The following is a 21,766-nucleotide window of genomic DNA, read 5'->3' on the forward strand; positions in this document are numbered from 1 at the left end:
TTTCGTGATGCCTGGCCGGTCCTGCTTGTTTTGATCCGCCGATCAGGGCGGTCGATGCCGCTGCATCGTGGCAGCGGTCATAAGTACTGCGACGCTAGGCTCAGAACGTGGCGCGCGCGAGCCTGAATTCGATGGCGGCGTCGTCGCCGAATTCGCTGGCCTGCCGGATGGCGAGCCCTTGCGCGCCGAGCCCGGCGAGCCACTGCTGATACGCGCCTTCGAGGAACGCGGGCGTCCATGCGAGCGCGCTTTCGCCGAAAGCCGGCAGCGGCGCGCAGTAATGCACGATGCGCAGATGGTCGCGCTCGTCGGAGAGTTCGACGAAGCCCCAGTCCGTGTCCCGCCAGAGCGCGTTGAGCGCGTCCGCGAGCGCGGAGGTCGAATCGCAGCGCGGCAGGGCGTGAGCCTCGGCGAAGCGGCTGCCCACGCGATGCATCAACTCACGCAATTCGGCATGGCCGATCTGCGCTTCGAACTCGGCCGCGAGCGCGGCCAGCACGCCGCGCCATTGCCTGGAGATCTGACTGTCCAACAGGTACTCGAAGATAGCGGCCATGTTTTTTCGTTAGGCAGGCGCAAGCGACAGCGCGTGGGATGCTCGAACTCGTTGTCGTCCTCGCGGGAGATTGCTTTAGCGTGCGAGCACCGATTCGGGCGTCTGTCCAGGCGCGATTACCCGCCAGAACTTACTTCAATGCGTTTTTTTTCGCCAGTGGAAAGACTAGCGGTTGTTTTTGTCGGCTCCGCGAAAAGGCGTCGCGAACCGCGCGTTCGGAAAGTCGCGCACTCGTTGCCTGAACGTAAGTTGAACAAACTCTCTCTATGAACGGCTGGACGTGCGCCGGGCTTCGCGGCGGCGGCAGTGTACCATCTCGTTAATGGGCCGAACTCACGCGCAGCGGGTGTTATTTCATACCGATTGACCTAGGCGGCATTAATTACTCGGGCTTGGCGAACGATAGTTTTATCGTCGTCACGACTGAAAAGGCGCCCAGGGCGGAAGCAGGCGCGACACGCTCGCGCGTGCGCTGGCCGGGCCGCTGATGGGCCGCGACCCGCAGTGCATGGCGTTCGCGTTGACCGTCTCGTGGCCGGCGACGCCTCCGAGCCCTTGCACGATGCGGTCGTGCGTATGGGCGGCGAGATCGTCATCGCCGAAAGCGCGCACATTCCGCACGGACTCGAGCCCGACGCGATGGACACGCTGCGCGCGGGCAAACTGCCGATCCTGCGGGGCCATCAGCGCGACGACGCCACGGCGTATGCGTTCGGCGCGCATTTCGTGGAAGTGCGCGTGCATCGTCCGACGCGCGAGATCGCGTCGCGCGCATGGTGGGCGCGTTCGCGTCGGGCACCATCGTCAATCCGCTCACGGCGCATAGCCAGTACATGGGCGGCATGATCTGGGGCTTCGGCGCGGCCTTGCTCGAAGCGACCGAAATCGATGCGCGGCATGCGCGCTATATGAGCGACAACATCAGCGAGTATCTGATTGCGGCGAATGCGGATGTCGGCGAGATCGACGTCATCATGCTGCCGGAAACCGATACGCAGGTGAATCCGCTCGGCGTGAAAGGGCTGGGGGAAATCGGTATCGTCGGCGTGAACGCGGCTATTGCCAATGCCGTGTGGCATGCGACCGGGCGGCGCGTGCGCGAATTGCCGATCCGTATCGAGGACTTGCTGTGAGCGAAACGCCTTTCGAGTTACATCAGGCTTCCCCACTCGTAGTCCACGCTGTCGGGCGTCAACGGGAACAATCCGGCTCCCGGCGTGAACGTTAGTTCGCCGAAGTAAATGGTATTGTCTACGTTGTAGAGGTCCACGCGCACGAAGTCGAAATCGCTCGCCAGAGTGCGCGCGACCCATAGCAGTTCGTCGAGATTCTCTGGAGGCGGCGCGGGCTTCTCGCTGCGCCCGTAGTGGCCCATTTTGATATCGAGCCGGTTCCACTGCGCGTCGTAGATATCGCCGCGTGGATGTCCTTCGAAGCGATCCGAGATGACGAGAATGAAGATCTGCGGATTGGCGGCATCCCGATTGAAAACATGAATCTTGATATCGGGCGGCACCTTTTTCTCCGGGCCCAGCAGGAGCTTTTCAAAAAGAATGTGCCGCTCAATGGGTTGATAGTGCCGTTCTCTCGCCACCGTGAAGAAGTTCGTCGATAACCAACGCTGCGCCAGCGCATCGAGCGCCTCGAATGAAGTCTCGCGTTTGTCCCTGACGATCTTCACGAAGCCGCAGCCGTGATTCGCTTTCATCACGAAGGACGACGGAAGCGCGTCGAATTCGCGCGGCGTGAAAGACGACGGCGCGGCGATCAGCGGAATCAGATACTTTTCACCGATTTTGCCGGCGACATAGGCGCGGACCTTGAGCTTGTCGGAGAGATCGGTATAACGCGGGTCCGGCGCGAGGCAGCGTTGCAGGACTTTCTCGTTGAACGTCGCGGGATTGCGCAGATTCGGAAAGCGGCCGATTCGGCGACGATGATAAAGGCTCAACAACACCTTGTCGGGCAAACAATATTTGAGACCGTGAATGAGCAATTTTCTGGCGGTCATTCATTTGCCTCCATCATCAGCGGTCGATCGAAACGCTCGCTCACTTCGGATCGCAACGCACGATGACGAATCTTGGATTTTTGACCCGACGCAACGCGGCAGCGAAGCTCGACGCGCGATGGTTCAGACCGGAAACAGAAGCTAGGTGGGCGGGCGGTCGCAACCGATTGCGAGTTTGTCGCAATGCAATTCGCGCGTTTTGCCGTTAGCAGACATTGACCACCCAAGCGTTCGAATGAGAAGTCGTTCGAGGTCAGCATCGAGCGTTCGACCGTTGAAGTCGTTCTCGACCTTGCGACGGGCGTTGGTCCGGATCGCCTCGATATCGACCTTGCCCTCGACGATCGCGGAGAGCGCATCCGCGATGCCGGTCGCGGAACGCTCGTCGACAAGAAGACCCGTCTCGCCGTGCGTCACCAGTTCCGGTATTCCACTATGCCGGGTCGCGACGACGAGTACACCCATCGCCATGGCTTCCATGATCGACACCGGGATGCCTTCCATGTCGCCGTTGCTTGCCACAACGGATGGCAGCAGGAAAACGTCTGCCGTCGCGAGTTCCTCGAAGACGCGTTCGTGCGTGCATTTTCCGAGGAAGTTGATCTCGTTCGCACTGGACGAAGCGGCGCGGCGCAGCTCGCTTTCGAGCGGTCCAAAGCCGATCAGGTTGAAATGCACCGGATGCTTGCAATCGCGCACGCCTTCGATCGCGTACGCGAGTCCTTTTTTTTCGGTGAATCGGGCGACGCTCAATACCTTCAGCGGCCGATGAACAGGCCGGTCACTCGCCTGCGCCGTCAACCGATGCACTTCGACGCCCACGTGATGAACCTTGGTTCGCGATTCGGGCGCTCCCCATTCGATCAGCCGGTTTCTCCAGAGGTTACTGATCGGAAGCAAAAGCGGGCTCTGACGAAAAAGGCGCCGGTAATGCGGCAGCCATCGATCGACGACCGCCTGTTCGCTCATATCCGCGCCATGAAAGATGGTGACGATGGGGCCGCTCAAGAGGCCCGCTTCCTGCAGATACATGGCGCGCACGCCGATCGGGCCGAAGTGCGCGATCACGACATCGAAATCGACGCCTGCGGTATCGCCGCCCGACACGATGTCGATGAACGCGGAGCGGCAGCCGGTCGCCGCCGCGCGAAGGGCGACGGACAAGCGCCTGCGCCCCTTGTCGTCGATGCACGCGAGCGCGCCGAGTTTCGCGCATAGCATGGAGTGGCGCAGCATGCTGACGTCTTGCCGGAAGACACGTAACGCCACGCGTCCACGCATGGGATTGACTGCCGAATCGTCGTACTTCGCCGCGAGGACGGACACTTCGTGCCCACGCTCTGCGAAGCCTTGCATCTGACGAAGAACGAACGTTTCGGAAGGTACCGGCAACTTGTCGACGATAAATGCGATTCGCATCGGCTACCCTTGGTCGTGTGGTCACGCAAGGCGCACTCGCTTCGCATGACGATGAATGTCATGCCGATAAACGATAAACACTGCGCTTTGCTTCCGTTCGTCTTGCCGATGGTAGACCATCGAAAACGGAAATGCACCCTCTGCGTGCCACGGGCGACCACGCTATTCTTCGCACGAAAGGCGTCGAGCGTTGAATAGCACAGGCAATCGATACGTTCAACGAACGAGGTGCTACGCCTCAGCCAATGACGTCAATGGCCGCTCACGCAGCGGAACCCGGCATAGACATACTGATAATGCCCCTGGAACCAGTTGCGAAAGCTCGGGCGCAACATGCAGGCAGCCGTTCGCGGCGAGCCGCCCTTGATGACGAAGTGCTTGCCGTCGAAGAAGTTCGCGGAATAGCCGAGATAGAAGGGAAACGGCTCGAAGCCGTCGAGCGGGCCGAAGGTCGTCGAGGTCCACTCCCAGCCGTTGCCGAATTGCCCTTCGACGCCGAACTCGCTGCGGTTCTCCGGGTGCGCCTGCACGGGCGTCGGGTCCCAGCGGCGGAAGTCGAAGTTGCCTTTCGCGACGTGCGGCGCGCCAATGGCCGCGCGCTGCCACTCGGCTTCCGTCGGCAGCCGCTTGCCGGCCCATCGGGCATAGGCGTTTGCTTCGGCATGACTCACGTACACCGGCCAGTCGAGCGGAAGGGGAATCTCCTCGAACATCGTGCGCAGTTTCCAGCCGGATTCCGGCTCATGCTGGCTCTCGATGGCCTCGTCGCTCCGCAGCCAGAACGCCGGATGCGCGATGCGCTGCTGTTCCTTCCACGCCCAGTCGTCGTCGTTCCAGAGGGCGCGGTTCCAGTAACCGCCCGCGTCAATGAAGCGCAGATAGTCGCCGTTCGTCACCATGTAACGGTCGATGTCGAACGCCGGCACATCCACGCGGACTTCGCCGAACTCGTTGTCCCAGCCGAACCGTTGGCTTTCGCGCGAGAGACCGAGCGTCACGCTGCCGGCCGGCACGTGCACGCTTTCGTGCGCGAGCGCGCGGTCCGATGTGCGTTCGGACCGCGCATCGGCCGGTGCTTTTTTTCTGTCGACCGGTAATTGATGCAACATGTACGCGAGCGTTTCCGCATGCATGAGCCGATGCTCGATGGCGACTTCCAGCAGCTTTGCGGGCGAGTCGTCGGCTGAAATGGGGGCAGGGACGAGCGTGATGGGATCGAAGCGGGCGTCGATGTCCGCGCGCACGCGCGTCCTGTAGGCGTGCACCTCGTCGAGCGACGGCCAGTCGCCGGGTTCGTCGGTGGGCAGACCGCCGTCCACCGGATCGATGCCGAACGCGAACAGTTGATCGTAGGCGGGGTGCGCGTTCGGCAGATGAAAGAGGCGCTTGTCGAACAGATTGCGGTCGAACGCTTCGAGGTGCCCGATATAGAACACGATGCGGTGCCGCTCGGCGATCGGCCGGTCGTACAGATGCTCGCGCTCGACGATGTCGAAGAGTTCGTCGGTGACGCGGCGCGCTTCGGCGAGCCGGTCGAGCAGCGGATGACGCAGGGATGGTTCGCGATTCATGTCGCTCGGTCTCCGTGGCAGGCCACAAAAGACTAATGCCTAGCGAAGCGCGTGCCAAGCCGATAATCGGCGGCGTTTGTTCAGGCGCGGACAACAAAGCGGCGTGAAACCGCGCCGGGCGGGGCCGCAGGCGAAGTGTCAGATATCGCGCAGGCCGTCGAAATCGCGGATGCGGATCGATTTGCCGTGCGCCTCGATCAGTCCGAGCTTGTCGAAGCGCGACAGCGTGCGGCTCACGGTCTCGAGCGTCATGCCGAGATAGCTGCCGATGTCGTCGCGCGTCATGCGCATGGTGAACTCGGTCGGCGCATAGCCGCGCCGCGCGAGCCGCGCCGACATGTCGAGCAGAAGCCGCGCGACGCGTTCGTCGGCGCGCAGCATGCCGAGGCGCACGACGTGATCGGTTTCGCGGTTGATCGCCTGACTCATCATGCGGTGCATGCGCCGCTGAAGGGCGTCGGTTTCGCGGCACATGCGCTCGAAAAGCGCGTACGGCACGACGCAGACGGTGCTGTCTTCCAGCGCCACCGCGTCGCACGTGTGCCGTCCGTCGCCGATGCCGTCCAGACCGAGCGCGTCGCCCGCCAGCAACAGGCCGATGACCCGCTCGCGTCCGCCGTCGCGGCTGCCGTCGTGCGTAATCAGCGTTTTCAGCGAGCCGGAGCGCACGGCGTACAGGGAATCGAACGCGTCGCCGGTGCGAAACAGCGCCTCGCCGCGCCGGATCTTGCGCGTGGCCGAAATGATGTTCTCGAGCCGCGAGACGTCGTGGGCGCCCAGGCCCTCGGGCATGCAGAGATGACGCATGGCGCAACTCGAACAGTGCGCTGCGTGGCGCCGCATGGAAGTCGGATCGGACATGGCGGGCTTCGTTTTTTGATAAATGACAAAACGATTCTCCCATAGCAGACGGTGCCGACGCCGTGAAAAAATGCCGCGCCCCGGCGCCTTGCCAACTCTGACGTCATGGCGTACCAGCGGCGTCCGATGCGCCTGCCGCAGACGGAATCAGCAGCACCGGAAGCTTGGCCTGACGCAGACACCGTTCCGCTACGCTGCCGAGAATCAGCCGTTGCATGCCCTTTCGGCCGTGCGTGCCCATCACGAGCAGGTCGGCATTGAACGTGCTGGCCGCCGAGAGGATGAGCGCGGCGACGTCGTCGCTCGCGGTGGCGTCGGCGGTCACGACGCTGCCCGTGATGCCGCGCGCCTTCAAGGCGTCGCCGGCTGCGCGGGCGAGCGTCGCGCCCTGCTCGGCGAGGCCGGCCTGCAACTGCGACGGATCGTAGCCGGGCACGTCCATATAGAGGGGACCGCTTTCGATGACGTAGAACGGCTGGAGGACGGCTTCGTGCAGCACGGCGAGATCGAGCGCCGTCTGAAAGGCGCGTTGCGAGGTGCGGCTGCCGTCGATAGCGACGATGATGCGTTTGAACATGGCGTGTGCTCCATTGATCGATGTCGGGATTCGGACGGTGTCTCGCCGTCCCGCAGGTCCGCGGGCGTGGCGAAACGCACAGGCAGCATAGCGCGCGAATCCCGGCGGCCGACCGCGCAATTTTGCGATGAGTCGATCCGCCGCATGCAACGCCGTACAATTCGTGTTTCCACCGACTAAGCGCCCGCTTAACACCGACCGCATGACCGACGCCCGCACGACCGACGCCCGCACGACTGACGCCCGCACGACCGACGCCCCTTCGCACGCACTTGCGTTCCGCACGGCTCTTTACGCGATGCTCGGCATCGGCCTCGTCAACATGCTGGTCGCGCTCGATCAGACGGTGGTGAGCACGGCGCTGCCGTCGATCGTCGCGGAACTGCACGGCTTCGAGTACTACGCGTGGATTGCCAGTGCTTGTCTGCTGGCGTCCGTCGTCACGGTGCCGGTGTTCGGGCGGCTCGGCGATTACTTCGGGCGCAAGCGTTTCGTGATCGCGGCGGTGATCACGTTCACCGTGGCGTCCGTGCTCTGCGGACTCGCGCCGAACATGCTGTTTCTGGCGCTGGCGCGCGGGCTGCAAGGCGTCGGCGGCGGCATGATGGTCGGGACCGCGTTCGCCGCGATTCCCGATCTTTTCCCCGATCCGCGCACGCGCGTGCGCTGGCAAGTGGTGCTCGCGGCGGCTTACGGCATCGGCACGGCGGCGGGGCCGTCGCTCGGCGGATGGATGAGCCAGCACTGGGGCTGGCGTTCGACCTTCCTCGTCAATCTGCCGGTCGGCGCGGCGGCGCTTTACTTCATCTGGGCGCATCTGCCGAATCTGCACCGGCCGCGCGAAGGCGCCGTGAAGATCGACTGGCTGGGCGCGGCGCTCGTCGCGCTGGTGCTGGGCGGCTCTCAGTCGCTCATCGAGTCCGTGCCGAAGTCGGGTCTGTCGGGCGGCAATATCGCGCTCGGCTGCGTGGTCGTGGCGGGCGCGGCGGCGCTCCTGATCTGCGAGCGGCGCGCGACGCATCCGATCCTCCCGCTCGACATCTTCCGCGATCCGCATCTCGTCACGCTGTTCACGCTGTCGTTTCTCGCGGGCTTCGTGATGTTCTCGCTGATCTTCTTCGCGCCGCTCCTGTTGCAGGGCGGCTTCGGGCTTTCGCCGCAGGACGCCGGCCTGTTGGCGACGCCGATCGCCGCGTGCATCGCCATCGGCAGCTTCGTCAATACGCGCATCGTCATACATCTGCGCAAGCCGACGAAGATTCTGACCATAGGCTTCTCGCTGCTGCTCGCGGCGTCCATCGCGCTGACCTTTGCCCGCGCCGCGACGCCGCACGTGTGGATCGAGCTGCCGATGGCCGCGGTCGGCATCGGGCTCGGCTTCGTGCTGAACAACATGAACGTGTTCGGACAGGAAATCGCGGGCCGCGAGCGGTTCGGCATCACGACCGCGCTCCTGCAATCGACGCGGATGGTCGGCGGCATGCTCGGCACGAGTATCGTCGGGACGATCGTCGCGCATCATTACGCGAGTGTCGTGACGCGCACGATCAGCGTGCTCGGCGCGGGCGCGGCGGCGCAGTGGCAGCCGCGCTTTGCGGACCCGCGTATTCTCGTCGACGAAGCCCTGCGCGACACCGTGCTGCGCGAACTGACGGCGGCGGGGCTGGACGCGCCCGCGCTTTTTGACGCCGCACGCGATGCGCTCGTGCAGTCGGTGCATATCGGCGTCATGCTGACGGGCGTGGCCGCGCTCGTCGCCGCGCTGCTGGTGCGGCGGATCGGACATATCACGTTCCGGCGGGCGGGGAAGGGCTAAAACGGCTAAAACGGGCTGCGCGGATAAACGCGCGGCACGCGTCATGCGTCCCCCGCACGTCACACTCGTTGGCGCCCGTGACGGGCGGCAGCACCAGCACGGAGGAGTCACCATGATGATTACCGGAGAAATGCTGATCGGCGCGACGGCCGTGCGGGGCACGGACGCCACGCTGCGCGCCTTCGACCCGGCGCGCAACGCCGATCTCGAACCCGTGTTCGGCGGCGGCGGGGCGGCCGAAGTCGCACGCGCCTGCGAACTGGCCGACGCCGCGTTCGATCCGTACCGCCACGCGCCGCTGGAGACGCGCGCGCTGTTGCTCGAAGCGATCGCGGACAACATTCTCGGCATCGGCGATGCGCTCATCGAACGCGCGCAGGCCGAATCCGCGCTGCCGAAGGCGCGGCTCGAAGGCGAGCGCGCCCGCACCGTCGCGCAGTTGCGTCTTTTCGCATCCCTCGTGCGCGAAGGGCGCTGGCTCACCGCGACGCTCGATTCCGCGCAGCCGGACCGCAAGCCCGCGCCGCGCCCGGACTTGCGCTTGCAGAAGATTCCGGTCGGACCTGTCGCCGTGTTCGGCGCGAGCAACTTTCCGCTCGCGTTCTCGGTCGCGGGCGGCGACACGGCTGCGGCGCTGGCGGCGGGCTGTCCGGTCGTCGTGAAGTCGCATCCGGCGCATCTCGGCACGTCCGAAATGGTCGGGCGCGCGGTGCAGAAGGCCGTCGCCGAAACCGGCTTGCACGAAGGCGTGTTCTCGCTCGTCGTCGGCGCGGGTAATGCGATCGGCGAGGCGCTCGTCGCGCATCCGGCGATCAAGGCAGTCGGCTTCACGGGCTCGCGGCGCGGCGGGCTGGCGCTCGTGGAGATCGCGGCGAAGCGGCCGGAGCCGATTCCCGTTTTCGCGGAAATGAGCAGCGTCAACCCGATTTTCGCGCTGCCGGGCGCGCTCGCCACGCGCGCCCAATCGCTGGCGGCGGGTTATATCGACTCCGTGGCGCTCGGCGTCGGACAGTTCTGCACGAATCCGGGGCTCGTGTTCGCGCTCGCGGATGCGAAGCTCGAGGACTTCGTCGATCACGCGACGGCCGCGCTGGAAAAGAAGGACACGCAGACGATGCTCACCGCGGGCATCGCGGCGGCGTATGAAGACGGCATCCGGCATCGCGACGGCTCCGGCGCGCAGCGCATCGCGACGGGCAAGGCAACCGAGGCGGCGAGCGGCGCGCTGCCGGCGCTGTATCGCGTGAGCGCGGAGCAGTTTCTCGCGACGCCGCAACTTGCCGACGAGATCTTCGGGCCGACGTCGGTCATCGTCGCGTGCGAGGACGAGGCGCAGTTGATCGCGGTGGCGCGTCAGCTCGAAGGCCAGTTGACCGCGACGCTGCTGATGGACAACGACGACATCGAACTCGCGCGGCGCCTCATGCCGGTGCTCGAACGCAAGGCCGGACGGATTCTCGCGAACGGTTTTCCGACGGGCGTCGAGGTGTCGTACGCGATGGTTCACGGCGGCCCGTATCCGGCGACGTCCGATGGCCGGTCGACGTCCGTCGGCGCGATGGCGATCAAGCGTTTCCTGCGGCCGGTCTGTTATCAGGACTTGCCGGCGGCGCTATTGCCCGAGGCGCTGGCCGACGAAAATCCTCTCAACCTGTGGCGCTTGCGCGATGGCGAGCTGGGGCCGAACTGACCTGCAATCGAAGCCGCACAGACGCGCGATGCCACCGCGCGTTCGTGCCAGCGCCCGTTTAACGCTCAATTCTCAAACTCATGATCCCTGCCGACCGCCGCTATCCCGACCCCGCCGTGCGCGTGCTCGATCCGCGCTTCAACGCCTTGCGCATCGCGTCCGCGTCGGTGGAATGTCTCTATCAGGGCGCGCGCTGGTCGGAAGGGCCGGTCTGGTTCGGCGACGGCCGTTATCTGCTGTGGAGCGATATCCCGAATAACCGCATCCTGCGCTGGGACGAGGAAAGCGGTCAGGTCGGCGTGTTTCGCAAGCCGTCGAACAACGCGAACGGGAACACGCGCGACCGCGAAGGGCGGCTCGTGACGTGCGAGCATCTGACGCGGCGCGTGACGCGCACGGAGTACGACGGCTCCATCACCGTGCTCGCGGACCGCTACGACGGCAAGCCGCTCAATTCGCCCAACGATGTCGTCGTGAAGTCGGACGGCTCTATCTGGTTCAGCGATCCGACCTTCGGCATCGACGGTTTCTACGAAGGCGAAAAGCAGCCGCCGCAACTGAAGCCATGCGTGTACCGCGTCGACGGGCAGAGCGGCGAGATCACCGTCATGATCGACGATTTCATCGGCCCGAACGGACTCGCGTTCTCGCCGGACGAATCGGTGCTGTATGTCGTCGAATCACGCTCGACGCCGCGCAAGATCATCGCGTTCGACGTGCTCGACGGCGGGCGCGCGCTCGGCGAGCCGCGCGAAGTGATCGACGCGGGCCCCGGCACGCCCGATGGCTTTCGCGTCGATATTCACGGCAATCTGTGGTGCGGCTGGGGCATGGGCGACGCCGAACTCGACGGCGTGCGCGTGTTCACGCCGCAAGGCGAGGCGATCGGCCATATCGATTTGCCCGAGCGGTGCGCAAACGTCTGCTTCGGCGGACGGCATCGCAACCGGTTGTTCATGGCCGCGAGCCACGGGCTTTACTCGCTCTACGTGAACACGCAAGGACTGAAGGGCGGCTAAGCCTTCGCGATCTTCTCCATGATCCGCTCCGGATGCGCGCTGGCGCGAAAGCCGAAGCGCGCGTAGAGCCCGTGTGCGTCGGACGTGACGAGCATCATGCGGCGCAGGCCCTGCAAGTCGGGATGCGCCATCACGCATTCCACCATCCAATTGCCGAGACCCGCGCCCTGATGCTCGGGCAGCACGAAGACATCGGCGAGATAGGCGAAGGTCGCGGTATCGGTAATCACGCGGGCAAAGCCGATCTGCCGCGCGCCTTCGAACAGCCCGAACGCGAGCGAATGACGCGCCGCGCGCTCGACCGTCTCGCGCGACACGCCCGGCGACCAGTACGCCACTTCGCTCAGATAGTGGTGAATGACGTCGAAATCGAAGGTTTCGATGTCCGTCGTCACGCGGTATTCGCCCCGTGTCCACTGCATCGCGCGGCTCCATGTCCGATGAAGCGACGAGCATAAGCGAACGGCGCGCTCAGTGCACGGCGTACACGCGGCCGGTTTCCGCGCCTTCCACGCTGCGGCTGTAGGCGAGCGCCACGCGCGCGCCGCTCGCGGCCTCGAAACCACGAAAATACGGACCGAAGCTCTCGCGCGCTTCTTCCAGCATGGTCGGGCTGACGGCGTTGATGCGCAGGCCGCGCGGCAGTTCGATCGCCGCGCCGCGCACGAAACCTTCGATTGCGCCGTTGACCGCCGCCGCGCTCGCGCCTTGACGGATCGGCTCGGCGCCGACGATGCCGCTCGTGAGCGTGAACGAACCGCCATCGCTCAAATAGTCGCGCGCCGTGAGCACGAGGTTGACCTGGCCCATGAGCTTGTCGTCGAGGCCGAGGCGGAACTGCGCGGGCGTCATTTTGACAAGCTCGCCGAAGTGGACATGACCGGCCGTAGCGACGATCGCATCGACGCGGCCGATGGCATCGAACAGGCGCGTGATGCTGTCGAGATCGAGCAGATCGACGCGATGCGCGCCGCGCGTGGCGCCGATTTCGATCACTTCGTGACGCGGTTTCAATTCGGCGCAGACGGCTTGACCGACCGTGCCGGTCGCGCCGATGACAGCGATTTTCATGAGCGGCCTCGCATGCGTTGCAGTGGAAGAACGGCAACGCATTGTGCGCGCGCGGCGGCGCGTTGAAAAGCCGCCGCAAGACAGGCGTCAGACGGCTTTGCGCGCAGGCATCGGCGAAAGCAGGAAGATCGATGCCGCGAGCCGGCACGCGAGCGTCAGCCCCGAGACCACGGCCGCCGCCGGAAACACATGCCATTGCAGCGCGAGCGTCGGCGCAACGAGCGCGACGGTGACGAAGCCGAGCGCAACCGTCAGCCAGCGCGCCCATTGCAGCCGCGAGGCGACGCACAGATACAGCAGGCCCACCAGCACGCGCGAGACGATGGACGCGGCAACCGGATGGCTCGCCGCGTCGCCGGGCAAGCCCACGGCGAGCGCGAGTCCGAGTTCGGCCCACGACAGCGCGTACGCAGCGCCGAGACACGCCAGCGCCGACCTGAACCGAAGCCGCGCCGCTGATGCTCTTTCGGGCGCGGCGGGGCGTGCTTCCGGCAGCGCCGCTTCGCCGGTGTCATCCGTGGCGGTGAGGCCGTCGTAGGTTTGACTCGTGCTCATCGTCTTCCCCTTTCTTCGAATGTATGCGGTCCCGATTTTTTGTGCGCTCTCATGGAGCACGCGATCAACCGCAATCCGTGTGCCCGCTCTCGCCCCACGTGGAACGGCCCTTGCTGCGGTTATTCACGACGTTTCCGCTCGCCAGCCGAGCCAAGACAAAAGGAGCCAACGATGAGCAACACGAAAGAGCAGAACCCGCATTCCGAGCGCGATGAAGATATCGTCGATAAGGCCGTCGAGGACACGTTTCCGGCCAGCGACCCGCCTGCGACGGGCGGCGTGACCCGCATCGAAACCGAGGACGAAACGGAAGAGAAGAAGAAATAAACGCAGGTTTGGGCGAGCCGCCTGCAACTGGCGGCTCGCCGTCTACGACCGCTCGATCACGATCAGCCGCGAGGGCCGCATGTGATTCAGCGCGTAGTGATTGCGGCCCCGCAGCGTATGGCCGTGCGCGTCGCGCGACTCGAAGCGCACATGTTCCTCGATCTCAGGCAGCGCGGGCGCGACCATCCCCCGGTCGATGACACGGCAGCCGCTCGACAGCGCCAGCGCAAAACCCTTCTGTGGGCGACGGCTATCGAAGCCAGCCAGCACGCCGCTCGGCTCCGGCACATGGTTGGAAAGCGTGGCGTTCGAGAAGATCACCGAGTCCGGCTCGCGAGCCAGCATCTCCGCTTCACGCTTCGCGTGGATGTTCTTGGCGTCCGTATCGACGGTGTCGTCGAGCGTGTCGTCGTTGAGCACGTCGATGCCGCGCGGGCGGCGCGTTGAAGCATCCGTCACGGCCGTCGCCGCCGATGCGGCGCGCGGCGCATCCGCGCTGGCATCGCGGCCCGATTCCGCCGCCTTCGCGTCGCTCATCCGGATATGCGCGGTTTCGGCCGCCGGCGTCTTGATGGGACTATCGGCCGCGCGTTCGTTCTGCTTGCCTTGCGGCTCGTTGGATTCAGCGTTGTTCATCGTGCGTTCCTCCTTCAGGCGAAGAAAGGCTTCGGCAAGACTCGTTCCGGCTATTTAGCGACGGAACGGCCGCCCTCTACCGATGGGCATGGTCCCGAACGCCCAAAATTTCGCGGGCATTTTTCGAGACTCAGGGCTTTCACTACCAGTATTATTTGTAGCTTGTCGGCAGCAAAGCGCAATACGCGGGACGCGAGCAATAGGAGGGCGCGTTCAGTACCGCGGCCGGCGGACGAGCAATGCCATTCGAAAGAGCAGGGCACTTTAAGACGGGTGACTCATGCAACACGATGCCGCCTTTTCGCATAGAGGCTATCTGCTGAACTGCGCGCCCGCCCGGACCGCAGAAGGCACGTATCAACCTTACGTGGTGATCTCGCGATCGAGCGACGGCGAACTCGTCGCGAACCGCTTCTTTCCATCGGACCTGCGTTTTCGCAACGAGGACGAGGCCATCGCGCACGCCCGCGACTGGGCGGTGCGCTGGATCGACGCAAGCCACGTCACCGTCTAGCGGCCCGTTGGAAGGCGTGGACCGCAAACGGTTGCGCGCAACGCACGCGGCAGGCCGGCGCGACGCGTTGCGGCATGGTCGGTCGAAACCGGGTACGCTTGGCGTTTATCCGTCGTGCGCGCCACGCCGGTTGTCATCATCGCTTCGAGGTTGAGACGCAGAACATGGATTCGCCCAGCAAATCCGTGCCGCCCGGCACGTCGCCCGATCCTCTCGATGCCGCAGCCGGCCACGCGCCGCGCGAATGGGGCTTGTCGCGCATCGTCGCTCAGTTGCGCGAGTCGCGCGAAGAACTGCATCGCACGAGGCACCCGCTCGGCATACGCGAGCTGCCGTCGCGCGATGCCATCGTGAAGATTGTCAACGGACTGCGCTCCGCGCTGTTCCCGACGCATTACGGCACGCCCGACCTGACCGACGAAAGCGTGGATTACTACGTCGGCCAGACGCTCGAAACCACGCTGCGCCTGCTGCACGAGCAGATTCGCCGCGCCTTGCGCTTCCTGCCGGAACATCGCGATACGAGCGATGACGACTTGAGCGCGCGCGCGTTCGCGACCGCTCGCGAATTCGGCGCGCAACTGCCCGCGATTCGCGCCTTGCTGGTGTCTGACATTCTGGCCGCGTTTTCGGGCGATCCCGCCGCGCAGCACATCACCGAGATTCTGCTGTGCTATCCGGGCGTGTGGGCCATGACGCATCATCGGCTCGCGCACGCGCTGCATCGTCTGGGCGTGCCACTGCTTGCGCGTTTCATCAACGAGATCGCGCATTCGTTGACGGGCATCGACATTCACCCGGGCGCGACCATCGGTCCGAGCTTTTTCATCGACCACGGCACGGGCGTCGTGATCGGCGAGACCGCGATCATCGGCGAGCGCGTGCGCGTTTATCAGGCGGTGACGCTCGGCGCGAAGAGTTTCCCTGCCGGCGGCGACGGTATGCTCGTGAAGGGCAATGCGCGCCATCCTATCGTCGAGGACGATGTCGTGATCTACGCGGGCGCGACCATTCTCGGGCGCGTCACCATCGGCAAAGGGTCGGTGATCGGCGGCAACGTGTGGCTCACGCACAGCGTTCCGCCGGGCAGCAATGTATCGCAGGGCAAGGTGCGCGAAGGCACGGGCGCGGATGCGCCGCAAAACGGCTTCGGCGCATGAAACGCAAAAGGGCCGCGACGCGGCCCTTTTGCGATTTCAGTAGCTTCTCAGGTATTCGACACGCTAAAGCCGGACTGCTGTCCGACGATAGCGAGAAACTCGCGTCGCGTCGAAGGGTCGTCGCGGAACGAACCGAGCATGCGCGACGTGACCATCGACACGCCCGCTTTATGCACGCCGCGCGTGGACATGCACTGATGCGCGGCTTCGAGAATGACGCCGACGCCGAGCGGTTGCAGCACTTCTTCGAGCGTATCGGCGATCTGCGCGGTCATCTTCTCCTGAATCTGCAGACGCTTGGCGAAGGCGTCGACAAGACGCGCGAGCTTGGAAATGCCGACGACGCGCTTGTTCGGCAGATACGCGACGTGCGCGCGCCCGATGATGGGCACCATGTGATGCTCGCAATAGCTTTCGAAGCGAATGTCCTTGAGCACGATCATCTCGTCGTAGCCCTGCACTTCGGCAAACGTGCGCGCGAGAATGTCATGCGGATTTTGCGCGTAGCCCGCGAAGAACTCCTCGTAGGAACGCACGACGCGCGCCGGCGTGTCGAGCAGACCTTCGCGGCGCGGATCGTCGCCGGCCCAGCGCAAGAGCACGCGCACGGCGGCTTCGGCTTCTTCGCGAGTCGGACGATCGGCTGATTCAGCGGGCATGTCCGAGGCGGTGAGAGGGTGTGTGTGCGGGGCGCTCATTCAAAGCTCCTGTCGGTCCATTTTCAATATCAGCCGACATTGTTCCACGTTTTCGAAGGCCCACCTGCGTGTCGGGTCTTTCGGGCCTTCGCGCCCCGCGTTCTCACCACAGTCAAGCGGGATGGTGCTCCACGCCGCCGAGCACCATCCACGAGACGCCAAATTTGTCCTGAACCATGCCGAAGCGTTTGGCGAAGAACGTCTGCGTCATCGGCATCTGAATCTGGCCGCCGTTTGCGAGCGCATTGAAGTACTTCTCGGCCTGCTGCTCGTCGCTTGCCGTGAGCGACAGCGACACGCCCTGGAAATTCGGCTTGCCGCTGCACATGCCGTCGGACGCCATCAGCACGGAATCGCCGATGGTGAATGCGGTATGCATCACTTTGTCTTCCGAGCCGGGCGGCATGCTGCAGCCACTCGCCGCTTCGCCGCCGCCTTGCTTGCCCGCGTCGGGATTGTCTTTGAAGCGCATGGTCATCTGCACCTGTGCGCCCAAGTGCTCGCGATAAAACGACACCGCTTCTTCACACCGGCCTTCGAAAAACAAATACGGTTGCACTGTCATGTCTGCTCCTTGGGTTGGGACTGTCAGGACGCTTCGTCGGGGTCCATGTCCATCATGAGCGGCACCGACGCGTGCTCGTGCACCACGCGCCAGTCGCCGTCGATCTTTCTGAAACACACGGTCGCGCGCACGATGTCGTCGCGCCCGCCCGCCGCCACGCGATTGAGCGAGTACGCATACGCGAGTTCGCCGCTGACCGCGACGTGCATGTCCATGATGTCGAACGCGAGCGGGCCGCTGATGCTGTCGAACCAGCGTTGCCAGTTCTCGCGATAACGCTGCACGCCGGTCATGGAAGCGGGCGGCACGACATCGAACACCACGACATCGGGCGCGTAATGCGCGACGAGCGCGGCTGTGTCCTTTGCGAGCACCGCTTGCCGCCATGCTTCCGTCAGCTCGCGAATGCGGGCTTCGTCATGCGGACTATCGTTCGTGAGGCTCATTCGGTTCTCCATCATGGACGCATACGATGACGGATTTATTTCCACTTGTGTACACCGTCCACAAAAAATAGCAGAGATAATGGACAGTGTCCACATGCAAACTGACTGCTTCGGCAGAACAAGAATACCAATGACGAAAGCGAAGCCGCGAAACACTTACAGACATGGCGACCTTCGGCGCGCGCTCATCGACGCTGGCATCGAACTCGCGCGAGAAGGCGGTCCGGATGCGATCGTCTTGCGCGAAGCAACGCGCCGCGCGGGGGTCGTGCCGAATGCGGCGTACCGGCACTTCGACAACAGGGATGCGCTGCTGAGCGCGGTGCGTTCGGCGGCGTTGTCGTCGGTGGCGGAGGCGATGGAAGAAGAACTGGCGGCGCGTCCGAAAAAGCGTCGTCGCGCGGATGCGGCCCGCGCGGGACTGCGCGCTATCGGAGCGGGGTATTTGCGTTTCGCGCAGGCGGAGACGGGACTCTTTCGCACCGCGTTCGCCGCGCCACAGGCAGAGTGGATCGAACATGAGGCTCCGTACGGCACCGGCCCGAGCGGTCTGGACCCGTTCCAGCTATTGAGCCGCGCGCTCGATGAAATGGTGGAAGCCGGCGCACTCGACGCGCGGCGCCGGCCCGACGCGGAATTTCTGGCGTGGAGCGCAGTACACGGCTTTGCGCTGCTACTGATCGAAGGGCCGCTGCAAGGGCTGAATGCCGACAAGATCGAGCCGCTTGCCGCGCGGCTTTTGACGATGGTGGAGAGCGGCCTGTGACTCAAGCCGCCTGAGTTCGCGCGCCGAAAACGAAGCCGGCGCGCAATTCGCCGATAATGTCGCCTCGTCGTTGCATGGCTCCTTAAGCCCTTAAGCCCTTCAGACACCAAACGCGCCCGATGTTCGCCAACCTGCTCGTTCAACTCGTCAATGGCCTGGCCGATGCCTGCGCGCTTTTCCTCGTCGCGTCGGGGCTCTCGCTCATATTCGGCGTCACGCGCATCGTCAACTTCGCGCACGGCTCGCTGTACATGTTGGGCGTCTATGTCGCGTACAGTCTGACGAGCCGGTTCGGCGCCAGTGTGCTGGGATTCTGGGCGTCGGTCGTCGGTGCCGCGATCGTCGTGGGGACGTTGGGGGCGCTCATCGAAGTGAGCGTGCTCAGGCGCATTTATCGCGCGCCCGAGCTCTTTCATTTGCTTGCGACTTTCGCGCTGGTGCTGATCGTGCGTGACGCCTCGCTCTATCTGTGGGGACCGGACGACCTGTTCGGTCCGCGCGCGCCGCATCTCGCCGGTGCCGTGCAATTGCTCGGCCATGCGTTGCCCGTCTATAACGTGGTGTTGATCGTCGCCGGTCCGCTCGTGCTGCTTGCGCTCTGGTATGCGCTGACGCGAACGCGTTGGGGGACGCTTGTCCGAGCGGCAAGCGCGGATCGCGAAATGCTCGGCGCGCTAGGCGTCAATCAGGCGTGGCTGTTCACGAGTGTCTTCTTTGCGGGCGCATTCCTCGCGGGCCTCGGCGGCGCGCTGCAAATACCGCGCATGCCTGCGAGTCTCTCACTCGATATCGACACGATCGGCAATGCGTTCGTGGTCGTGGTCGTCGGTGGAATGGGCTCGATTCCGGGCGCATTCGTCGCGGCGTTGTTGATCGCGGAAATCAAGGCACTGTGCATCGGCATCGGACAGGTGTCGCTGTTCGGCGTCGATTTCTCGCTGTCGAAGTTCACGCTCGTCGCGGAGTTCGTGTTGATGGCTGTCGTGTTGGTGCTGCGTCCCTGGGGCTTGTTCGGACGCGCTCAGAGCATTGCCCGATCCGCCGCGCCCGCCGACAGGCCGCTCGTGCCCGCATCGCGCCGCGTGAAAATCGGCTGGACTGTCGTCGTGTTGCTGCTTGCACTCGCGCCGTTGGCCGCCGACGCTTGGCCTTACATGCCCGTCTTGCTCGTCGAGATTCTTATCGCCGTTCTGTTCGCCGCGAGCCTGCATTTCATCATGGGCCCGGGCGGCATGCATTCCTTCGGCCATGCGGCTTATTTCGGCCTCGGCGCATACGGCGCGGCGCTGTTTTTGAAGGCGCTTGCCTTACCGATGGAAGCGGCCCTCGTGCTCGGGCCGCTTCTGGCAGGCTTCGGCGCGATCGTGTTCGGATGGTTCTGCGTGCGGCTGTCCGGCGTGTATCTTGCGATGCTGACGCTCGCGTTCGCGCAGATCGTATGGTCTATCGTCTATCAATGGGACGCGGTGACAGGCGGCAGCAACGGCTTGCTCGGCATGTGGCCGTCGCCCTGGCTTTCATCGCCCGTTGCGTTCTATTACGTCACGCTCGCTGCGGCTATCTTTGGCGTATGGCTATTGCGACGCATGCTGTTCGCACCGCTCGGACTCGCGATGCGCGCGGGCCGCGACTCGCCGTTGCGCGCGGAAGCGACCGGCATCGGCGTCGCGCGGGTGCAATGGGCCGCGTTCGTCGCGGCCGCGCTGATATGCGGGCTCGCGGGCTCGCTATATGCCTTTTCCAAAGGGAATATCTCGCCCGAAGTCATTAGCGTCGGGCGTTCCGTCGACGGACTCGTGATGGTGCTGCTCGGCGGCATTCAGACGCTTGCCGGACCCATTGTCGGCGCTGCGGTTTTCACATGGCTGCAAGACACCGTCGCGCGGCAGACCGACTATTGGCAAGCGTTGCTCGGGGCCGCCATTCTGGTGCTCGTGATGGCGTTTCCTCAGGGCATTGCGGGCTTCGTGCGCGACCGGTTCACGGAGGCGCAATGACGCTCTTGCGCATCGACAACCTGTCGAAATCGTTCGACGGCGTGAAGGCCGTGGACGATGTTTCTTTCTCGCTTGGCGCAGGACAATTGCTTGCACTGATCGGCCCTAACGGAGCCGGAAAATCGACGTGCTTCAACATGATCAACGGGCAACTGAAACCCACGTCAGGCACGATCCATCTCGACGGCCGCGACATCACGGCCAGGCGTCCGCGCGATATCTGGCGGCTCGGCGTCGGCCGCACGTTTCAGGTCGCGGCCACGTTCAATTCAATGACCGTTCTGGAAAACATGCAGATGGCGTTGCTCTCGCGCGAGCGGCGCGTGTTCAATGCCTTCTCGCGCGCCGCATCATGGCGTGAGGATGAAGCAATGGCCTTGCTCGAACTCGTCGGCATGGCGGAGCACGCGCGGCGCACTTGCGCGGTGCTCGCTTACGGCGACGTCAAGCGCGTGGAACTCGCGATGGCCTTGTCGAACCGCCCGAAGCTGCTGCTGATGGACGAGCCCACTGCGGGCATGGCGCCCGAGGAGCGCAACGCGCTCATGGCGCTCACCGCGCGCCTTGCCAAAGAGCGCAACATCGGCGTGCTGTTCACGGAACACAGCATGGACGTCGTGTTCGAATATGCCGATACGCTGATCGTGCTGGCGCGAGGGCAACTGATCGCAGAAGGCGATGCCGATGCAATCCGCAACGACGCCCGAGTGCGCGAAGTGTATCTGGGCACGGGTGCATCGTATGCGCCGCGCGCACTGTCGCTCGACGGAGCAGTGCGATGACCCTGCTCAAAGTCGACGCGCTCAATGCCTTTTATGGCCGCGCGCAAATCCTTTTCGACGTTGCGCTCGAAGTCGGGCGCGGCGAAGTCGTGGCGCTCATGGGGCGCAACGGGGCGGGCAAATCCACAACGATGAAAGCCGTGATGGGTCTTCTGCCGCGTGTGACCGGCACGGTCGAATTCATGGGCGAAAGCGTATCGGGCATGGCGCCTTATCGGATCGCGCGTAAGGGGCTTGGCTATGTGCCCGAAGATCGCCGCGTCTTTGGCGACCTCACCGTGATGGAGAACCTCGATACCGGCCGCCAGCCGCCGCGCGAAGGCGCACCGCTATGGACGCCGGACAAGCTCTTTCGCGTCTTTCCGAACCTCGGCGAGATGCGTCACCGCCGCGCCAGTCGCATGAGCGGCGGCGAACAACAAATGCTGACCGTCTCGCGCACGCTGATGGGCAACCCGCGCGTCGTGCTGCTCGATGAGCCATCGGAAGGCATGGCGCCGATCATCGTCGAGCAAATGGCCGATATGATTCTCGAACTGAAGCGTGAAGGGCTCGCCATCTTGCTCTCGGAACAGAACCTGCATTTCGCCGAACTCGTCAGCGACCGCGTGTATGTGCTCGAAAAAGGCCAGGTTCGTTATGCGGGAGCGATGAAGGCATTCGTTCAGGACGATGCCGCGCGGCGCGCTTATCTCGGCGTTTGAGCGTGAAGATTTCTTTAGAGGAGTA

25 protein-coding genes are annotated in these 21,766 nt (G+C 64.3%); 11 read left to right on the forward strand and 14 right to left on the reverse strand.

Annotated features, from left to right (window positions below):
- Positions 1-100 precede the first annotated feature (100 nt).
- Together bcsD and GV035_RS29015 are read right to left on the reverse strand one after the other, a co-directional pair.
- A complete protein-coding gene (gene bcsD / locus GV035_RS03520) occupies positions 101-556 on the reverse strand; it encodes a cellulose biosynthesis protein BcsD (RefSeq protein WP_159833428.1) in 456 nt (151 codons plus the stop codon).
- Positions 557-973: 417 nt separating this feature from the next.
- On the reverse strand, positions 974-1,279 hold the full coding sequence (locus GV035_RS29015; RefSeq protein ID WP_201303895.1) for a hypothetical protein: 306 nt from the start codon (positions 1,277-1,279) through the stop codon (positions 974-976).
- A gap of 50 nt (positions 1,280-1,329) precedes the next feature.
- On the opposite strand from GV035_RS29015, the gene GV035_RS29020 reads away from it, so the two are divergent.
- Positions 1,330-1,689 carry a molybdopterin cofactor-binding domain-containing protein gene (locus GV035_RS29020; protein ID WP_201303896.1) on the forward strand — a complete coding sequence of 120 codons (360 nt, stop codon included), beginning with the start codon at positions 1,330-1,332 and terminating at the stop codon, positions 1,687-1,689.
- A gap of 17 nt (positions 1,690-1,706) precedes the next feature.
- Here the strand turns inward: GV035_RS29020 and GV035_RS03530 are convergent, their stop codons facing one another.
- The 5 genes from GV035_RS03530 to GV035_RS03550 form a co-directional block, all read right to left on the reverse strand.
- Positions 1,707-2,567 (reverse strand): ATP-grasp fold amidoligase family protein, encoded by an 861-nt coding sequence (locus GV035_RS03530; RefSeq protein WP_159833430.1) that lies wholly within the window; start codon positions 2,565-2,567, stop codon positions 1,707-1,709.
- Between the two features lie 141 nt (positions 2,568-2,708).
- On the reverse strand, positions 2,709-3,986 hold the full coding sequence (locus GV035_RS03535; protein WP_159833432.1) for a glycosyltransferase: 1,278 nt from the start codon (positions 3,984-3,986) through the stop codon (positions 2,709-2,711).
- Positions 3,987-4,237: 251 nt separating this feature from the next.
- Complete coding sequence (locus tag GV035_RS03540) at positions 4,238-5,557, reverse strand: SUMF1/EgtB/PvdO family nonheme iron enzyme (protein ID WP_159833434.1); 1,320 nt, start codon at positions 5,555-5,557, stop codon at positions 4,238-4,240.
- A gap of 138 nt (positions 5,558-5,695) precedes the next feature.
- Positions 5,696-6,418, reverse strand: a complete 723-nt coding sequence (locus GV035_RS03545; protein WP_159833436.1) for a helix-turn-helix domain-containing protein — start codon at positions 6,416-6,418, stop codon at positions 5,696-5,698.
- 103 nt (positions 6,419-6,521) lie between these two features.
- Entirely contained in the window at positions 6,522-6,995 is a 474-nt protein-coding gene (locus GV035_RS03550) for a universal stress protein (protein ID WP_159833438.1), read from the reverse strand.
- A gap of 298 nt (positions 6,996-7,293) precedes the next feature.
- Here GV035_RS03550 and GV035_RS03555 point away from each other — a divergent pair, with 298 nt between their 5' ends.
- The 3 genes from GV035_RS03555 to GV035_RS03565 all read left to right on the forward strand — a co-directional run bounded on the left by GV035_RS03555 (position 7,294) and on the right by GV035_RS03565 (position 11,520).
- A complete protein-coding gene (locus GV035_RS03555) occupies positions 7,294-8,811 on the forward strand; it encodes an MFS transporter (RefSeq protein WP_159834937.1) in 1,518 nt (505 codons plus the stop codon).
- Between the two features lie 112 nt (positions 8,812-8,923).
- A complete protein-coding gene (locus GV035_RS03560; protein ID WP_159833440.1) occupies positions 8,924-10,501 on the forward strand; it encodes an aldehyde dehydrogenase (NADP(+)) in 1,578 nt (525 codons plus the stop codon).
- Between the two features lie 80 nt (positions 10,502-10,581).
- On the forward strand, positions 10,582-11,520 hold the full coding sequence (locus tag GV035_RS03565) for an SMP-30/gluconolactonase/LRE family protein (RefSeq protein WP_159833442.1): 939 nt from the start codon (positions 10,582-10,584) through the stop codon (positions 11,518-11,520).
- Here GV035_RS03565 and GV035_RS03570 read toward each other — a convergent pair.
- The 3 genes from GV035_RS03570 to GV035_RS03580 form a co-directional block, all read right to left on the reverse strand.
- Positions 11,517-11,942 (reverse strand): GNAT family N-acetyltransferase, encoded by a 426-nt coding sequence (locus tag GV035_RS03570; RefSeq protein WP_159833444.1) that lies wholly within the window; start codon positions 11,940-11,942, stop codon positions 11,517-11,519. The two genes, GV035_RS03565 and GV035_RS03570, sit on opposite strands and share 4 nt — an antisense overlap.
- Before the next feature lie 49 nt (positions 11,943-11,991).
- Positions 11,992-12,591: a short chain dehydrogenase gene (locus tag GV035_RS03575; protein WP_159833446.1), complete on the reverse strand. Its 600-nt coding sequence runs from the start codon at positions 12,589-12,591 to the stop codon at positions 11,992-11,994.
- Positions 12,592-12,678: 87 nt separating this feature from the next.
- Entirely contained in the window at positions 12,679-13,146 is a 468-nt protein-coding gene (locus GV035_RS03580; RefSeq protein ID WP_159833448.1) for a hypothetical protein, read from the reverse strand.
- A gap of 171 nt (positions 13,147-13,317) precedes the next feature.
- Between GV035_RS03580 and GV035_RS29025 the strand changes: the two genes are divergently transcribed.
- Positions 13,318-13,473: a hypothetical protein gene (locus GV035_RS29025; protein WP_201303897.1), complete on the forward strand. Its 156-nt coding sequence runs from the start codon at positions 13,318-13,320 to the stop codon at positions 13,471-13,473.
- Positions 13,474-13,515: 42 nt separating this feature from the next.
- Here GV035_RS29025 and GV035_RS03585 read toward each other — a convergent pair whose 3' ends face one another.
- On the reverse strand, positions 13,516-14,109 hold the full coding sequence (locus tag GV035_RS03585) for a DUF3005 domain-containing protein (RefSeq protein ID WP_159833450.1): 594 nt from the start codon (positions 14,107-14,109) through the stop codon (positions 13,516-13,518).
- Positions 14,110-14,389: 280 nt separating this feature from the next.
- Here GV035_RS03585 and GV035_RS03590 point away from each other — a divergent pair, with 280 nt between their 5' ends.
- Complete coding sequence (locus tag GV035_RS03590) at positions 14,390-14,623, forward strand: hypothetical protein (RefSeq protein WP_159833452.1); 234 nt, start codon at positions 14,390-14,392, stop codon at positions 14,621-14,623.
- Positions 14,624-14,787: 164 nt separating this feature from the next.
- Positions 14,788-15,783, forward strand: coding sequence for a serine O-acetyltransferase EpsC (gene epsC, locus GV035_RS03595; protein WP_236572414.1), 996 nt, complete (start codon positions 14,788-14,790; stop codon positions 15,781-15,783).
- Between the two features lie 47 nt (positions 15,784-15,830).
- Here the strand turns inward: epsC and folE are convergent, their stop codons facing one another.
- From folE to GV035_RS03610, 3 genes are all read right to left on the reverse strand, one after another.
- The gene (gene folE / locus GV035_RS03600) at positions 15,831-16,481 is read right to left on the reverse strand and encodes a GTP cyclohydrolase I FolE (protein WP_159833454.1); all 651 of its coding nucleotides are present in this window, start codon (positions 16,479-16,481) and stop codon (positions 15,831-15,833) included.
- Positions 16,482-16,593: 112 nt separating this feature from the next.
- On the reverse strand, positions 16,594-17,046 hold the full coding sequence (locus tag GV035_RS03605) for a VOC family protein (protein WP_159833456.1): 453 nt from the start codon (positions 17,044-17,046) through the stop codon (positions 16,594-16,596).
- A 23-nt stretch (positions 17,047-17,069) separates the two neighbouring features.
- Complete coding sequence (locus GV035_RS03610) at positions 17,070-17,492, reverse strand: YybH family protein (protein ID WP_159833458.1); 423 nt, start codon at positions 17,490-17,492, stop codon at positions 17,070-17,072.
- Positions 17,493-17,622: 130 nt separating this feature from the next.
- Here GV035_RS03610 and GV035_RS03615 point away from each other — a divergent pair, with 130 nt between their 5' ends.
- From GV035_RS03615 to GV035_RS03630, 4 genes are all read left to right on the forward strand, one after another.
- On the forward strand, positions 17,623-18,258 hold the full coding sequence (locus GV035_RS03615) for a TetR/AcrR family transcriptional regulator (protein ID WP_159833460.1): 636 nt from the start codon (positions 17,623-17,625) through the stop codon (positions 18,256-18,258).
- 119 nt (positions 18,259-18,377) lie between these two features.
- Complete coding sequence (locus GV035_RS03620) at positions 18,378-20,255, forward strand: ABC transporter permease (protein ID WP_159833462.1); 1,878 nt, start codon at positions 18,378-18,380, stop codon at positions 20,253-20,255.
- A complete protein-coding gene (locus GV035_RS03625; protein ID WP_159833464.1) occupies positions 20,252-21,037 on the forward strand; it encodes an ABC transporter ATP-binding protein in 786 nt (261 codons plus the stop codon). Before GV035_RS03620 ends, GV035_RS03625 begins: the two co-directional genes overlap by 4 nt.
- On the forward strand, positions 21,034-21,741 hold the full coding sequence (locus tag GV035_RS03630; RefSeq protein ID WP_159833466.1) for an ABC transporter ATP-binding protein: 708 nt from the start codon (positions 21,034-21,036) through the stop codon (positions 21,739-21,741). The genes GV035_RS03625 and GV035_RS03630 overlap by 4 nt, the downstream gene beginning before the upstream one ends.
- The last annotated feature ends 25 nt before the right edge of the window (positions 21,742-21,766 follow it).

It is taken from the genome of Burkholderia sp. 8Y (assembly GCF_902506145.1).
GTDB lineage: Bacteria > Pseudomonadota > Gammaproteobacteria > Burkholderiales > Burkholderiaceae > Caballeronia.